We start from the raw sequence: 14,645 nt of genomic DNA, 5'->3' as shown, positions 1-14,645 counted from the left end.
GAGAAACCCGTGACCCCCGTCAAAGAGATCCTGAAGACCAACGCCCATCACGTCGACAGTACCCGCCTGTGGCAATCGCTGATGGACCTGGCCCGGCTCGGCGCCACCGCCAAGGGCGGCGTCTGCCGCCTGGCCTTGACCGACCTCGACCGCCAGGCTCGCGATCTGTTCGTGCAGTGGTGCGAGGCGGCCGGTTGCTCGGTCAGCATCGACGCCGTCGGCAACATATTCGCCCGCCGCCCGGGCCGTAACCCCAAGCTGCCGCCGGTGATGACCGGAAGTCATATCGACACCCAGCCCACCGGCGGCAAGTTCGATGGCTGCTTCGGGGTGATGGCCGGGCTGGAGGTGATCCGCACCCTCAACGACCTGGGCGTGGAAACCGAAGCGCCGCTCGAAGTGGTGGTGTGGACCAACGAAGAAGGTTCGCGTTTTGCGCCGTGCATGATGGGTTCAGGGGTGTTCGCCAGCAAGTTCACCCTGGAAGAAACCCTGGCCAAGCGCGATGCCCAGGGTGTCAGCGTTGGCGAAGCGTTGAACGCCATTGGTTACGCCGGTCCGCGTGCAGTGTCGGGGCACCCTGTGGGGGCGTATTTCGAGGCGCATATCGAGCAGGGGCCTATCCTTGAGGACCAGGCCAAGACCATCGGCGTGGTCCTCGGCGCCCTGGGCCAGAAGTGGTTCGACCTGACCCTGCGGGGTGTTGAAGCCCATGCCGGCCCTACGCCCATGCACCTGCGCAAGGACGCCCTGGTAGGGGCAGCCGCTGTGGTGGAGGCGGTCAACCGCACGGCGCTTGCCCACCAGCCGCACGCGTGTGGCACGGTGGGCTGCCTTCAGGCGTACCCGGGCTCGCGTAACGTGATCCCGGGCGAAGTGCGCATGACCCTGGACTTCCGCCACCTCGAGGGCGAGCAGTTGAATGCGATGATTGCCGATGTGCGCGAGGTGATCGAGGCGACCTGTACCAAGCATGGTCTGAACCATGAGCTGGTGCCCACGGCCGACTTCCCGGCACTTTACTTCGACAAAGGCTGTGTCGACGCCGTGCGCGAATCGGCCAAGGCATTGGGCCTGCCGCACATGGACATCGTCAGTGGCGCGGGGCATGACGCCATCTTCTTGGCCGAGCTGGGGCCGGCGGGGATGATTTTCGTGCCGTGCGAAAACGGCATCAGCCATAACGAAATCGAGAACGCCACGCCTGATGACCTGGCGGCAGGCTGCGCGGTGTTGCTGCGGGCGATGCTGGCGGCGTCGGAGGCAATTGCCAGCGGGCGACTGGCGGCCTAACCACTGGCCTCAAGACGGCCGTTACGGCCAAGGTGATAGCGCTGCAGGTCCTGCGCCAGGGTCAACTGCCCGCTGTAATGGGCGAGGGCCTCGTCGCGCAGGTTGTCGATGTGCGGGCTGCGCCGTGGGTCGTTCTGGTAGCGGGCGCTGAAATGCGTCAGTACCAGGTTGCGCACGCCAGCGGCCTCGGCAAAGCGTGCCACTTCAGCGGCGGTGCTGTGGCCGAACGTGCCCCCGGTGCGTTCGACCACCGCCTGGGTGAAGGTGGCTTCGTGCACCAGTACATCCGCACCCCTGGCGACGGCTGCCAGCAGTTCTGGTTTGTCGTTGTCCCCGCACACGATCACCCGCTGTGGCGGACGCGAAGGCCGCAGGTAGTCGTTGCCGTTCAGTAGTTGCCGGTTGTACTTCACGGTCAACCCCTTGGCCAGCTCACCCCACAGCGGACCACGCGGTATGCCCTCGGCGTCCAGGCGCTGGATGTCCAGGCGTGGCTCAGGGTTGGTTTCGGTGAATACGAAACCCACGCTGGGCACCCGGTGCGACAGTTGCACGGTGGTTACCTGCAGGGTCTCGCTGCGCCATGTGCTCAACGTTTCCACGGGCAGCAGGCGCAGCTCGAACGGCAGGAAGGTATCGCTGGCAAGCAGGCCCTGGCGTACCCAGTCGTGCAGTGCGGCGGGCAGGATCACTTCCAGCGGCTGGGTGCGCCCGCTCATGCCCGCGCTGGCCAACAGGCCGGGCAGGCCGAAGCAATGGTCACCATGCACGTGGGTGATGAAGATCGCGCGCAGGTCGCGGATCGAAAGCGGGGTGTGTAGCAGCCGGTGCTGGGTGCCTTCGCCACAATCGACCAGATACCAGTGGCTGCCACTGGCTTCGATCACGGCAGTGGCGCTGACATTGCGTGCCTTGGTGGGCACCCCGGCGGAGGTGCCGAGGAACAGCAGGTCCATGCTCAGGCTCCTGTTTCAGGCCAGAAGCGGCCAAGGTGATACGGGGCGCACACCTTAGCCGGATTGCCGCCCGCCGTCGACGGCCTGCTAGTTACCCTGTCGCCAGATGAGCTTGCTGGTGTCATAACCTTGCTCCCGGGCGATCGTCAGCAGTTGCTCGCGCTGCTGGTCGGTGACTGCTGGCGTGCGCGAAAGCAGCCACAGGTACTCCCGGTTGGGGTGGCCGACCAGTGCCACGCGGTAGTCCTTGTCGTGGTACAGCACCCAGTACTCGCCCTTGGTCAGGCCCGGTGCCAGGCGGCTGAACCAGTTGTCGAAGCGCACCCACAGCTTGTCGGTGCTGCCTGGCTGCTGGAGCTCGGCAATACCCTTGGCTTCATTCCACTGGCCGTCCTTTTCCTGGCAGCGGTTGGTTACATCGATACGGCCGTCCTCGCGCAAGCCGTAGCGCGCCTCGGACTTCACACAGTTGCGCTGGAAGAACATCGGCAGCCGCGCCAGTTCGTACCAGGTACCCTGATAGCGTTGCAGGTCCACCTGCTGGGTACGCGGCGGTGCCGGGTGATCGTTGCCGGCGCAGCCGAGCAGGGCCAGGGTCATGCAGGAAAACAGCAGTGTAGTGCGCAGCACCATGGGTGACCTCCTTGGAGCGGATGGGGCGTACCTGAGTTTCGACGCCTGTGCGGGGAAAAAGTTGTAGGTGGTTTTGCCTGCGGTGAAACCCGTGCAGGAGCGGGTTTACCCGCGAAAGGGCCCGCACGGGTCCGCACAGGCCTGCCTCACAGCCAGTACGTCACCGCCCACCAACCCAACCCGCCCATCACCACGGTATAGGGCAGCGCCATCCACACCATCCGCCCATACGACAGCCGGATCAGCGGCGCAATGGCCGAGGTCAACAGGAACAGGAACGCCGCCTGCCCGTTCGGCGTCGCCACGCTTGGCAGGTTGGTGCCGGTGTTGATCGCCACTGCCAGTGTTTCGAAATGCTCGCGGCTCATGCTGCCATCGAGAAATGCCTGCTTCACTTCGGTGATGTAGATGGTGGCAACGAACACATTGTCGCTGATCGCCGACAGCAAGCCGTTGGCCAGATACAGCATGCCCGGTTGCTGTTCGGCCGGCAGCGTCAGCACCCAGTTGATCAATGGGTTGAACAGTTGCTGCTGATGAATCATCGCGACCACGGCGAAGAACACCACCAACAGCGACGTGAATGGCAGGGCCTCCTGGAAGGCACGGCCCAGGCGGTGCTCGTCGGTGATGCCAGTGAAGGCCGTGATCAGTACGATCACCATCAGACCGATCAGGCCGACCTCGGCCACATGCAGCCCCAGGCAGATGATCAGGATCAGTGCAGCGAGCCCTTGTACCCACAGCGCGATGCGTTGGGCCTGGGTACGCGCGGCATCGTCTTCGACCGCATAGGCGGTCAGCACCTGGCGCACCGGTTCGGGCATCAACGTGCCGTAGCCGAAAAGGCGCACCTTTTCCAGCAGTACGCAGGTCACCAGACCGGCACCCAGCACTGGCAGCGATACGGGCGCCACCTTGAAGAAGAAATCGACGAAGTGCCAACTCATCTCGTGGCCGATCAGCAGGTTCTGCGGTTCGCCCACCAACGTGCAAACGCCGCCCAGGGCGGTACCCACAGCGCCATGCATCAGCAGGCTGCGCAGGAAGGCGCGGAACTGGTCGAGGTCTTCACGGTGCAGGTGAGCGACTTGCTGGTCGCTCTCCAGTGCGCTCTCCTCGCGCGGATTGGCCCCGGACGCGACGCGGTGGTACACCGCGTAGAAGCCGACCGCAGCGCTGATGATCACCGCCGTGACGGTGAGTGCATCGAGAAACGCGGAAAGGAACGCCGACAGCACGCAAAACAGCAACGACAGAATGGCTTTTGAGCGCACCCCAAGCAAAATGCGTGAGAACAGGAACAGCAGCAGTTCCTTCATGAAGTGGATGCCGGCGACCATGAACATCAGTAGCAGGATGACCGGGAAGTTGTGCTGCAGTTCCTCGTACAGCGCCTGGGGCGTGGTCATCTGCAACAGCATGGCTTCGATCAGCAACAAGCCACCGGGCATCAACGGGTAGCACTTCAGGGCCATAGCCAAGGTGAAGATGAATTCGAGCACCAGTGCCCAGCCGGTCGCAACCGGGCCAATGGTTACCAACAACAGCGGGTTGAGCACCAGAAACAGGCAGATGACCACCTTGTACCAAATCGGCGACTTGCCCAGAAAACCGTGGGCGATTGCGCCGGTCAGGGGGCGTGACATAAATATGTATCCTTATAATTCAGCGATGGCGCACGGTGCCGGATCTGCGCGTCTTAGGCAAGGCGCACAGTCCCGTTTTTGGCACAAGTACGGTCATTGGGCTGGGTTACCATCGCTGCCATGAGCCTTTCACCCACAGGAGTGCCGCCCGTGACCGAGTACAGTGCATTCAAGGTCGAACTGACCGACAGCATCGCCCACGTTCAGATCAATCGCCCGGAGAAGGTCAACGCGATGAACGCGGCTTTCTGGGAAGAGATCATCGACATCTTCCAGTGGATCGATGACACCGATGCCGTGCGTGCTGTGGTGATCAGCGGTGCCGGCAAGCATTTCTCCGCCGGTATCGACCTGATGATGCTGGCTTCGCTGGCCGGCCAGATGGGCAAGGACGTGGGCCGCAATGCACGCTTCCTGCGCAAGACCATCCAGCGGCTGCAGGCCTCGTTCACCGCTGTAGACACGTGCCGCAAGCCGGTACTGGCGGCGGTTCAGGGCTATTGCATCGGCGGCGCCATCGACCTCATCTCGGCGTGCGACATGCGCTACTGCAGCAGTGACGCGCAGTTCTCGATCAAGGAGATCGACATGGGCATGGCTGCCGATGTCGGCACATTGCAACGTTTGCCACGCATCATCGGCGACGGCATCATGCGTGAGCTGGCATTTACCGGCCGCAATGTCGAGGCGGACGAGGCGCTGCGTATCGGCCTGGTCAACCGAGTCTATGATGATCAGGCCGCACTGATGGACGGCGTCTTTGCCATCGCCCGCGAAATTGCCGCAAAATCGCCGATCGCTGTGGCCGGCACCAAGGAAATGCTCAGCTACATGCGTGACCATCGTATCGACGATGGCCTGGACTACATTGCCACCTGGAACGCCGCAATGCTGCAGTCCGAAGACCTGCGCGTGGCTGTGGCGGCGCACATGAGCAAACAGAAACCGACGTTCGCCGACTGATCGGGCCGGGGGACGCGCAGTAAAGGAACCCCCGAGATGTCAGCACGCTGGACTACCGCAGTACTCGACCCACAGATGATCGGGGGGCTGGCCGTGGCCCGCAGCCCTGAAGGGTTTCTGGTGGACGCCAACGGCGCGCTGTTCCCCCGCGACTGGCTCAAGCGCCAGGACCTCGACGTGCTGTGCGAACACGGCATCGGCCACTTTGACGGCCAGCCGGTATTTTTGCTGGAACTGCGCAGCGCCACCGATGTGCCCGGCTGCAGCTGGCGCGGCCTGCGTGCGTTCATGCTCGAAGGCGACTTCGACACCTACAAGGTGCTGGGCTATGCCGCACAAATCGGCACCTGGGCCCGCGAGCATCGCTTCTGCGGCAGTTGCGGCCAGGCGATGACGCAAATTCGCTGGGAGCGGGCGATGTACTGCCAGCCCTGCGACCTGCGCAGCTATCCGCGCATTTCACCCAGCATGATCGTGCTGGTGACCCGCGGCGATGAAATCCTGCTGGCGCGTTCGCCGCGCTTCGTCACCGGGGTGTACAGCACCTTGGCAGGTTTTGCCGAACCGGGTGAATCGGCCGAAGACTGCCTGGTGCGCGAAGTGCGCGAAGAAGTGGCGGTGGAGGTGCAGAACATCCAGTACGTCGGCAGCCAGTGCTGGCCGTTTCCGCATTCGATGATGCTCGGTTTTCATGCCGAGTACGCCGGTGGCGAGATTGTCATGCAGCCGGACGAGATCGAGGACGCCAAGTGGTTCAGCGTCCACGACCTGCCGCCGCTGCCGGCCGGGCGGTCCATTGCCCGGTACCTGATCGACCTGTATGTAGCCAGGCGCCTAGGGTTGCCCGAACCAGTGTTGCCACGCTAAGCGCACGGTCAACGCCAGCACCACGGTGATGAACACCGGGCGGATGAACTTGCTGCCACCGCTGATTGCCGTGCGTGCGCCGAAAAAGGCGCCGACCATCACCGACAGGCCCATGCATAGGCCAACGATGTAGTCCACCTGCCCGGAAATGATGAACACCGTCAGCGCCGCGATGTTGCTGACGAAGTTCATGCTGCGCGCCACGCCGCTGGCGCGTACCAGGTCGATGGGGTACAGCAGCAGGGTACTGACGGTCCAGAACGCCCCGGTACCCGGGCCGGCCACGCCGTCGTAGAAGCCCAGGGTGAAGCCTTGCGGCACTTGCCACTTCTTCTTGATTGGCGCATCGGCATCCAGCGGTGCCTTGGGCGTGCCGCCGAACAACAGGTAGATGCCACAGGCGAAGACGACCACCGGCAGCATCTTGTTCAGCCATTCAGCTGGCATGTAGTGGGCGATGACAGCGCCGAGCAACGCCCCGGCCAGGGTGGCGAACAATGCCGGGCGCCACTGCGCCGGATGGAACAGCTTGCGTTTGTAGTAAGTGAAACTTGCGGTGGCCGAGCCGAAGGTGGAACTGAGCTTGTTGGTGCCCAGCACCAGATGCGGTGGCATGCCGGCCGTGAGCAGGGCCGGAGTGGTGAGCAGGCCCCCGCCACCGGCGATGGCGTCGATGAATCCGGCGACGAAGGCGACCAGCGCCAGGATGAGCAGGGTCAGGGGTTCTACGGTGAGTTCGAAGGGCATGGGGTTTGGGCGCAGGGAGAAAGGCAAAAGGTGAGCAAAGGTCGCTCTGAAGGCTGAGATGGTAATACTCACCGGTTAGGCTTGCCAGTGCCAGGTGTTTGCGAGATTGCCCTTGCGCTTTAACCTCTGGCAGTTCACTTGGTTTGACCCCTCACGTTCGATTGTTCGGGCTGAAATGAAAAATTCGCAGGGGGTGATGGTAGCTTATGAATGACGACTGCCTCTTCTGGAGGGGTATATACTTTTTCAATGCGTTTTGCGGTTTTATTGATCTTCCTCATGTAAATGGTGGTTATGTTATCTGCTTGCGCCTCATCGTTGAGCAGATACCTGGCATCGTTATTAGGCTCCCAATTTTCTAGCGTCTCTTTGTATTTGATTAGGTTTGCAGCTTTCTCTAAATGTTTTCCTTGGGTGTGTGGGCTATCATACCACTTGGGGAATTTGGCCAGTGCAGGGAAGGTTTCAGTAGCCTTGACAGCATCGTTGTAGTACGGGTTTTCATTGTTCGGTGAGAGCGTCGAGGTGTCGCGTTTTATCTTGAAGAAATCCAAAATTCTCCTCAGCATCTGGCCGGATGGGTCCAGATTGTTCGTTGGGTCGCCCTCGCAATAGGCATATGCATTTCGCCCCCCCTTGCCAAAAGGGCTGAGGTTGTCAGGCGAATAAAAGCGCATGAGATAAGGGCTATATGCACGGTGGCCGTTGCCAAGGAGGTACAGTTTCGTGAAGCGATCACAACGTTGCCCGGTGTATCCCAGGATATGCTCAATGTGGCTGTGCCCATAAGCGCTGTAGGTCAGACTTTGAATGCGGTCACGATGTATGCTGTTGGTTATGGAGTTCTGCGCATTTACTGCCGTTATCAGCGTTTCGGCAGCGCGCTCCGCGAGTGGAGTGCCTGTGGCTGAAAACAGTGTAATAGATTGGTTGATGCCAACTGCTGTTGATAACTGGTCGATATTATAGAATAAGTGCTGCTTTAGGTTCTGTTGCATGATCAGCCTGCCGGCAATGTAATGTATTGATGCTACCTTCGGATAATTTAGCCATGCGTGCAACTGGTATATTTGCCAGTTGCATGCAGGCACTCTATATGTGTTGCCAGTGCCGGCCCTTTCGCGGGCAAGCCCGCTCCTACGAAGATGGCGTAATCCCGGATCGGGTTTACCCGCGAAAGGGCCGGTACTGGCGAAAACATCAACTACGGATAAACGCCAGCAAATCCGCATTGATCACATCGGCATGGGTGGTGGGCATGCCATGCGGGTAGCCTTTGTAGGTTTTCAGCGTGCCATTGGGCAGCAGCTTGGCCGACAGTACCCCGGAGTTTTCATAGGGCACGATCTGGTCATCGTCGCCGTGCATCACCAGCACCGGCTGCTTGATGCCCTTCAGGTCCTCGGTGAAATCGGTCTGGGAAAACGCCACGATGCCATCGTAATGGGCCTTTGCACTGCCGATCATGCCTTGGCGCCACCAGTTGCCAATGATGCCTTCGCTGGCTTCGACCCCTGGGCGGTTGTAGCCGTAGAACGGCCCTGCTGGCACATCCCGGTAGAACTGCGCCCGGTTGCTGGCAACCTGGGCCTGGAAGCCGTCGAATACCGACTTGGGCAGGCCACCGGGGTTGCCGGGGGTTTGTACCATCAAGGGGGGTACGGCCGCGATCAGCACGGCCTTGGCCACCTTGTCTTCAGGGTACCGGGCCATGTAGCGCACCACCTCGCCGCCGCCGGTCGAGTGGCCGACATGCACGGCACCCTGGGTGCCCAGGTGGGCGACCACGGCGGCTACATCGTCGGCATAGTGGTCCATGTCGTGGCCGTCCCATACCTGGCTGGAGCGGCCATGGCCTCGCCGGTCGTGGGCGACCACCCGGTAGCCTTCAGCGAGGAAGAACAGCATCTGCGCGTCCCAGTCATCGGCACTGAGCGGCCAGCCGTGGTGGAAGTGGATCACCGGCGCATCGCGCAGGCCCCAGTCCTTGTAGAAGATCTGTACGCCGTCCTTCGTGGTTACATAGCTCATGGTCGTGTCTCCTGAGTGCAGGAAGCGAAGGGAGCTATTGAGAATAGGAGGAATTTTGGCGGGTATCAGGAAGTTGTGTTGCCTGTGCGGGCCTCTTCGCGGGTGAACCCGCTCCTACAGGGATCTCATGGATTTTGAATGCGCAGGAGCGGGTTCACCCGCGAAGAGGCCCGCACAAGCAACACTCATGTCCTTCAGACACGGTCGCGCATGCGGTACCAGGCCTTTGCCGCAGCTTCCAATGGCGCAGCCAGCAGGTCGCCGCCGGGGAAGCGGCCGTTTTCGATGCCTTGGTACAGCGCCAACAGGTCTTCATCGCCGAGAATGGCATCGCTGACCGCACGCGCCGCCGCCAGGGTCGGCAGAACGCCATGGCCGGAGAAACCCTGCAGCCAGTAGCGCTGGCCCTCGCGGCCGACGTCCGGGGTGCGCTTGATGCTGCAATCGATGTGGCCGCCCCAGGCATAGTCGATGGCCACCCCGGCCAGTTGCGGGAATACCCGCTCCAGGTACGGGCGGGTGGCGCTGGCGACGTCCTTGGGAATGCCGCCCAGGTAAGTGCAGCCACCGCCGAACAGCAGGCGGTGGTCCGGGGTCAGGCGGAAGTAGTCGGGTACGAACTGGTTGTCGATCACGCAACTGTTGCGAGGTAGTAACGAATGGGCGAAGTCGGCATCCAGAGGCGCAGTGGCTACCTGGTAGGAACCGACGGGCAACAGGCGGCGCGACAGGCCGCGGTCAAGGCGGTCGATGTAGGCGTTGCAGGCCAGCACCAACACCTGGCAGCGAACTTCGCCACGGTCGGTGCGGGCGACATAGCCGTCGCGAGCCTGCTGGTAGCTGAGCACCTGGCTCTGTTCGTAGATTCGCCCGCCAGCAGCCTCGATGGTACTGGCCAGGCCCTGCGCCAGTTTCAGTGGGTTGAGGTGGGCGCCTTTGGCATCGTACAGCGCGGCCTGGTAGCGCGGGCTGTCGATCCATTGCGGCAACTCGTCACGGCCGATCAGGCGCAGGGCGTCGTAACCCCATTTATGCTCGGCATCATGCAGCGCCTCTTCGAGCATTTTCACCCGGCGTGGCAATACTGCAGTCCACAGGCTGCCCTGCCGGTAGTCGATGTCGAAACCGTGGCGTTGGGGCAGCTCGCGCATCTCGTCGGCGGCCCAGCACATGCTGGCCCACAGCCGTTGGGTACGTTCGATGCCAAGGGCCTGCTCCAGCGGCGGCATGTCGCACGACCAGCCCAACAGCGCCTGGCCACCGTTGCGACCGGAGGCCGCCCAGGCAACCCGGCTGGCTTCCAGCAGCGTTACGCGTTTGCCGGCCTGGGTCAGGCGCAGGGCAGTATGCAGGCCGCTGAAACCGGCACCGATGATCAGTACGTCGGTGTCGTGGGGGCCTTGCAGGGTAGGGCGTAATGGGATGTTGGCGGGGTAGGTCTGGGCGTAGTAACTGGCGACGTGCTGGGCGGATTGTTTGAACATGCCGGGTTTCCGTGAAAATTATTGTGTTTATTTTCATGAAAAGTTAGCAGTTAAATTTCACGTTGCCAATGTGTTGGTCGGGGTTTGTGGTTTGCCTGTGGTTAATGTGTTGCCTGGGCTGGCCTCTTCGCGGGTGAACCCGCTCCTACAGGGGGCACGCGCAGAGAGACCGGACGTGAGAAGGCGGAAATTTCAGGACGTTGCCTTTTTCCGCGGCTGCCGTGGCTTGCTCGGAGTTGCCTTGTTTCCGGCCGTTTTGCTTTTGCCACCTGCACTGCGACGTTTCTTCTTCCAGGGCGGCGCCGCCCCGGCCGCTGGCCCGCTGATGGTCATGCGCATGCCGCTGCAACGCTCTACCAGCTTGCCCATCCACGCCGACTGCCGGGCGACGAACTCTTCCAGGGGCATCTCGCCGCTTTGCACCATGTCCAGCGCCTGCTCCCAGATTGCCGTGGTGCCGGGGTCGGCAATCGCGCGGGGAACGGCGTCGATCAGGCTGAAGGCCGCAGGTGTGGCCGACAGCGCCTTGCCGTTCTTTACCAGGTAACCGCGGTCGAGCAGGCCCTGGATAATGCTGGCGCGGGTGGCCTCGGTGCCGATGCCGGTGGTTTCCTTGAGCTTCTGCTTCAGCCGAGGGTCATCCACCAGCTTGGCCACGTTCTTCATTGCTTTGATCAGGTCGCCTTCGGTAAACGGCTTGGGTGGCTGGGTCCACAGGTCTTTCAACTGCAGGCCGTGTACGTTGCAGTCCTGGCCTTCGCGCAGCGCTGGCAACACCTGGGCCGGGGGGGCCTCGCGGCCTTTGGCCGGGGTCAGCGCTTCGGGCAAGGCGCGGCGCCAGCCCGGCTCGACGATCTGTTTGCCCACAGCACGCAGCGCATGACCGGCGCAGTCGAAGTCGGCCTGGGTGCGGTCGTATTCATGGTTGGGCAGGAACTGCGCCAGATAGCGGGCGCGGATCAGGGTATACACGGCCTTGTGTTTGGCCGGCAGGCGCGAGGGGTCGCTGGCGGCGACGGTGGGAATGATGCCATGGTGAGCGCTGACTTTGGCGTCGTTCCACGCCCGCGATCGGCGTTGCGGCTCCAGGTAGGGCTGCAGCGGCGCCAGGCTGGCATCGGCCCGTTGCAGGGCGGCGAGGATGGCGGGTGCCTCGACGTGCTGGCTTTGTGGCAAATAGCCGCAATCGCTGCGCGGGTAGGTGATCAGTTTGTGGGTTTCGTACAGTGCCTGGGCAATGTCGAGGGTTTCCTGGGCGCCGAGGCCGAACTTTTTCGAGCACAGCTCCTGCAGGGTGCCAAGGTCGAAGGGCAGCGGTGCTGCTTCGCGCACACGCTCGGTCGCTACCTTTACCGCTCGGGCAGTGCCGGCATGGCCGATGTCGGTGGCGGCCTGCTGTGCCAGGCCTTGCTTCAGGCAGCGGCCTTGGTCATCGCAGGCGTCTTCGGGGGCGCGCCATTGGGCATTGAAGCGTTGGCCGGCGTGTTCCAGTTGCACCTCGATGGCCCAGAACGGCACCGGCACGAAGTCGGCGATGCTGCGATCGCGGTCGACCACCAGGCGCAAGGTCGGCGTTTGCACGCGGCCTACCGGCAGCACACCCTGGTAGCCGGATTGGCGGCCCAGCAAGGTGAACAGCCGGCTCATGTTCATGCCGATCAGCCAGTCGGCGCGCGAGCGCCCCAGCGCCGAGTGGTACAGGTTGAACGTCTCGTGGCCTGGCAGCAGGCGCGCCAGGGCCTTGCGGATGGAGGCGTCATCCAGCGCCGACAGCCACAGGCGCTGCACCGGGCCCCGGTAGCGGCAATGCTCGACCAGCTCGCGGGCAATCATTTCGCCTTCGCGGTCGGCGTCGGTGGCAATCACCAGTTCCCGCGCTTCACCGAGCAGGCGCTTGACCGCCTTGAACTGGCTGGCGGTCTTGGGCTTTACCACCATCTTCCATTTGTCTGGAATGATCGGCAGGTCGGCCAGGTTCCAGCGCTTGTAACGTTCGTCGTAGCTGTCGGGCGGTGCGGTTTCCAGCAGGTGGCCGATGCACCAGGTGACGCAGATGTCGGTGCCTTGCCAGCAGCCGTCGCCTTTGCGGTTGGCGCCGAGCACTTTGGCGATGTCTTTTGCCTGGGAGGGTTTTTCACAGAGGAACAGGCGCATGGCCGGGACGCTTCATCGGGGTGGTGGGCCATAGGATGCGCAAGCGGGGGCGCAGAGGCAAGTTTTATCTGGATGGATGTACAGGTTTTTGTCAGGAGAAGTGTCTTTACCTGTGCCGGCCTCTTCGCGGGCAAGCCCGCTCCCACATGAATCGTATTCCCATGCAGGAGCGGGCTTGTCCGCGAAGCGGCCAGTGCAGGTTATGGATCAGGCGCGCGAGTCGCGCACCATGTCGACATGCGGGATGCCAGCTTCGAGGAATTCCTCGCTGACTACGCGAAAGCCCAGCCGCTCATAGAACGGCGTGGCGTGCACCTGGGCGCTGAGCATCTGCTGTTTCAGGTCGCGGTTCTGCGCTTCGACGATGACCGCATTGACCAACGCATCGCCCACCTTCAGGCCGCGCCAGTCCTTGAGCACCGAGATGCGCCCGATGGTGCCGTCGGCCAGCAGGCGCGCAGTACCGATCGGATAGTCGCCTTCCAGGGCCAGGAAGTGCAAGGCGTCCTGATCTTCCGAGTCGAACTCCAGCTCTGGCGGAATGTGCTGCTCGGCGACGAACACGGCTTCACGGATACGGCGGATGTCGGCGTTGTCTTTGTGCCAATCGGCGAGGCGAACGCTGATCTTATTCATTGGCGAAACCCAGGCTCCCTTGTTTGACCAGCTGCTGTACCAGCATAAGGCCATCTTCGTCCTGCAGCCACTCGGCCAGGTTATCGATGTGCAAGGCGTCGGCCGCGCATACCAGCTTCAGCAGCTCGCGCAGTTTGCCGGGCAGTGGGCAACTACGGCCGCTGGCGAACAGCAGCAGGTCATCTTCGAATTCGGACCAGGCCAGGCGTGCGCTGGGGTTGCGGATCAGGATGGCGCCTTGCTCAAGGGCATTGATCAGCTCTTCCTCGCTCAGCTCTTCGCCAACGATCTGTTCGGGGTAGCGTGGCTCGGTCATGAACTGGCCGAACCAGGTCAGCAGCAGGTCCTTGTCGCCCATGTGCTTGTCGAGCAGCGCCTTGAGGCGGTCGAGGGCATCGTGCTGGATCTGGTGCGGGTCGCTGACCGGCTGGGCGTCGGCGTCGCTGTAGCGCTCTTCGTCGGGCAGGAACTGGCCGAGGAAGTCGGTGAAATGGGTCAGCACTTCGGCAGCGCTCGGTGCGCGGAAGCCTACCGAGTAGGTCAGGCAGTCGTCCACGGCCACGCCGTAGTGGGCCAGGCGCGGTGGCAGGTAGAGCATGTCGCCAGGCTCCAGGGTCCACTCGCCGCTCTGCTCGAACTCGGCCAGGATACGCAGGTCGGCGTGCTCCAGCAGCGGGCTGTCACTGCTGCACATCTGGCCGATCTTCCAGTTGCGCTGGCCGTGGCCTTGCAGCAGGAACACATCGTAGTTGTCGAAGTGCGGGCCGACGCTGCCACCCGGGGCGGCGAAGCTGATCATCACGTCATCGATACGCCAGCTGGGCAGGAAGCGGAAGTTTTCCAGCAGTTCGGCCACTTCCGGAACGAACTGGTCAACGGCCTGTACCAGCAGAGTCCAGTCTTTTTCCGGCAGTTCGGCGAAGGTGTCTTCGCCGAACGGGCCGCGGCGCAGCTCCCACGGATGCGCGCCGTGCTCCAGCACGATACGCGACTCGACTTCATCTTCCAGGGCCAGGCCGGCGAGTTCGTCGGGGTCGATCGGGCTGATGAAGTCCGGGAAGGCCTGGCGCACCAGCAGCGGCTTCTTCTGCCAGTAGTCGCGCATGAATTCGCGGGCCGAGATGCCGCCGAGCAGCTGCAGTGGAGTATCAGGATTCATGTTCAACCTATTGAAAAAACGTAATTTTCGTACGGGAATAAAAACGCCCGGCCAGGCCGGGCGTTGTACGCGA

13 protein-coding genes are annotated in these 14,645 nt (G+C 62.5%); 3 read left to right on the top strand and 10 right to left on the bottom strand.

The genetic code is table 11. The features are described 5' to 3' along the window. The first annotated feature begins 9 nt into the window (after nucleotides 1–9). A complete protein-coding gene (locus tag ACF8EF_RS07740; RefSeq protein ID WP_209967059.1) occupies nucleotides 10–1,293 on the top strand; it encodes a Zn-dependent hydrolase in 1,284 nt (427 codons plus the stop codon). Here ACF8EF_RS07740 and ACF8EF_RS07735 read toward each other — a convergent pair. The 3 genes from ACF8EF_RS07735 to nhaB form a co-directional block, all read right to left on the bottom strand. Beyond that, nucleotides 1,290–2,249 (bottom strand): ribonuclease Z, encoded by a 960-nt coding sequence (locus tag ACF8EF_RS07735; protein WP_176682260.1) that lies wholly within the window; start codon nucleotides 2,247–2,249, stop codon nucleotides 1,290–1,292. The two genes, ACF8EF_RS07740 and ACF8EF_RS07735, sit on opposite strands and share 4 nt — an antisense overlap. An 87-nt stretch (nucleotides 2,250–2,336) precedes the next feature. Beyond that, complete coding sequence (locus ACF8EF_RS07730) at nucleotides 2,337–2,882, bottom strand: lipocalin family protein (protein ID WP_176682261.1); 546 nt, start codon at nucleotides 2,880–2,882, stop codon at nucleotides 2,337–2,339. Between the two features lie 146 nt (nucleotides 2,883–3,028). After that, a complete protein-coding gene (gene nhaB, locus ACF8EF_RS07725; protein ID WP_176682262.1) occupies nucleotides 3,029–4,531 on the bottom strand; it encodes a sodium/proton antiporter NhaB in 1,503 nt (500 codons plus the stop codon). 150 nt (nucleotides 4,532–4,681) lie between these two features. Here nhaB and ACF8EF_RS07720 point away from each other — a divergent pair, with 150 nt between their 5' ends. Together ACF8EF_RS07720 and nudC are read left to right on the top strand one after the other, a co-directional pair. Further along, nucleotides 4,682–5,494, top strand: a complete 813-nt coding sequence (locus ACF8EF_RS07720; RefSeq protein WP_339535134.1) for a crotonase/enoyl-CoA hydratase family protein — start codon at nucleotides 4,682–4,684, stop codon at nucleotides 5,492–5,494. 36 nt (nucleotides 5,495–5,530) lie between these two features. Beyond that, complete coding sequence (gene nudC, locus ACF8EF_RS07715) at nucleotides 5,531–6,361, top strand: NAD(+) diphosphatase (protein WP_176682264.1); 831 nt, start codon at nucleotides 5,531–5,533, stop codon at nucleotides 6,359–6,361. Here nudC and ACF8EF_RS07710 read toward each other — a convergent pair. The 7 genes from ACF8EF_RS07710 to ACF8EF_RS07680 all read right to left on the bottom strand — a co-directional run bounded on the left by ACF8EF_RS07710 (nucleotide 6,329) and on the right by ACF8EF_RS07680 (nucleotide 14,572). After that, nucleotides 6,329–7,108: a TSUP family transporter gene (locus ACF8EF_RS07710; protein ID WP_176682265.1), complete on the bottom strand. Its 780-nt coding sequence runs from the start codon at nucleotides 7,106–7,108 to the stop codon at nucleotides 6,329–6,331. The two genes, nudC and ACF8EF_RS07710, sit on opposite strands and share 33 nt — an antisense overlap. Before the next feature lie 134 nt (nucleotides 7,109–7,242). After that, nucleotides 7,243–8,106 carry an RHS repeat-associated core domain-containing protein gene (locus tag ACF8EF_RS07705; RefSeq protein ID WP_176682266.1) on the bottom strand — a complete coding sequence of 288 codons (864 nt, stop codon included), beginning with the start codon at nucleotides 8,104–8,106 and terminating at the stop codon, nucleotides 7,243–7,245. A 202-nt stretch (nucleotides 8,107–8,308) separates the two neighbouring features. Further along, nucleotides 8,309–9,139 carry an alpha/beta fold hydrolase gene (locus ACF8EF_RS07700; protein ID WP_392462015.1) on the bottom strand — a complete coding sequence of 277 codons (831 nt, stop codon included), beginning with the start codon at nucleotides 9,137–9,139 and terminating at the stop codon, nucleotides 8,309–8,311. Nucleotides 9,140–9,333: 194 nt separating this feature from the next. Beyond that, the gene (locus ACF8EF_RS07695; protein ID WP_392462017.1) at nucleotides 9,334–10,623 is read right to left on the bottom strand and encodes an NAD(P)/FAD-dependent oxidoreductase; all 1,290 of its coding nucleotides are present in this window, start codon (nucleotides 10,621–10,623) and stop codon (nucleotides 9,334–9,336) included. 192 nt (nucleotides 10,624–10,815) lie between these two features. Next, entirely contained in the window at nucleotides 10,816–12,777 is a 1,962-nt protein-coding gene (locus ACF8EF_RS07690; RefSeq protein WP_392462018.1) for a DNA topoisomerase III, read from the bottom strand. Between the two features lie 207 nt (nucleotides 12,778–12,984). Beyond that, nucleotides 12,985–13,413 carry a GNAT family N-acetyltransferase gene (locus tag ACF8EF_RS07685; protein ID WP_003251237.1) on the bottom strand — a complete coding sequence of 143 codons (429 nt, stop codon included), beginning with the start codon at nucleotides 13,411–13,413 and terminating at the stop codon, nucleotides 12,985–12,987. Next, nucleotides 13,406–14,572 carry a cupin domain-containing protein gene (locus ACF8EF_RS07680; protein WP_176682271.1) on the bottom strand — a complete coding sequence of 389 codons (1,167 nt, stop codon included), beginning with the start codon at nucleotides 14,570–14,572 and terminating at the stop codon, nucleotides 13,406–13,408. The genes ACF8EF_RS07685 and ACF8EF_RS07680 overlap by 8 nt, the downstream gene beginning before the upstream one ends. Between the last annotated feature and the right edge of the window lie 73 nt (nucleotides 14,573–14,645).

The organism is Pseudomonas sp. zjy_15, from assembly GCF_043101865.1.
In the GTDB taxonomy this organism is placed as follows: domain Bacteria; phylum Pseudomonadota; class Gammaproteobacteria; order Pseudomonadales; family Pseudomonadaceae; genus Aquipseudomonas; species Aquipseudomonas putida_Y.
The sequence above is the reverse complement of the archived record's forward strand: the minus strand, read 5'-3'. Positions and strand labels throughout refer to the sequence as shown.

What these genes read in the sequence shown, in the direction of transcription:
- ACF8EF_RS07735 (WP_176682260.1), bottom strand. Translation starts at nt 2,249, where the DNA reads ATGGACCTGCTGTTCCTCGGCACCTCCGCCGGGGTGCCCACCAAGGCA.
- ACF8EF_RS07730 (WP_176682261.1), bottom strand. Translation starts at nt 2,882, where the DNA reads ATGGTGCTGCGCACTACACTGCTGTTTTCCTGCATGACCCTGGCCCTG.
- nhaB (WP_176682262.1), bottom strand. Translation starts at nt 4,531, where the DNA reads ATGTCACGCCCCCTGACCGGCGCAATCGCCCACGGTTTTCTGGGCAAG.
- nudC (WP_176682264.1), top strand. Translation starts at nt 5,531, where the DNA reads ATGTCAGCACGCTGGACTACCGCAGTACTCGACCCACAGATGATCGGG.
- ACF8EF_RS07710 (WP_176682265.1), bottom strand. Translation starts at nt 7,108, where the DNA reads ATGCCCTTCGAACTCACCGTAGAACCCCTGACCCTGCTCATCCTGGCG.
- ACF8EF_RS07705 (WP_176682266.1), bottom strand. Translation starts at nt 8,106, where the DNA reads ATGCAACAGAACCTAAAGCAGCACTTATTCTATAATATCGACCAGTTA.
- ACF8EF_RS07700 (WP_392462015.1), bottom strand. Translation starts at nt 9,139, where the DNA reads ATGAGCTATGTAACCACGAAGGACGGCGTACAGATCTTCTACAAGGAC.
- ACF8EF_RS07695 (WP_392462017.1), bottom strand. Translation starts at nt 10,623, where the DNA reads ATGTTCAAACAATCCGCCCAGCACGTCGCCAGTTACTACGCCCAGACC.
- ACF8EF_RS07690 (WP_392462018.1), bottom strand. Translation starts at nt 12,777, where the DNA reads ATGCGCCTGTTCCTCTGTGAAAAACCCTCCCAGGCAAAAGACATCGCC.
- ACF8EF_RS07685 (WP_003251237.1), bottom strand. Translation starts at nt 13,413, where the DNA reads ATGAATAAGATCAGCGTTCGCCTCGCCGATTGGCACAAAGACAACGCC.
- ACF8EF_RS07680 (WP_176682271.1), bottom strand. Translation starts at nt 14,572, where the DNA reads ATGAATCCTGATACTCCACTGCAGCTGCTCGGCGGCATCTCGGCCCGC.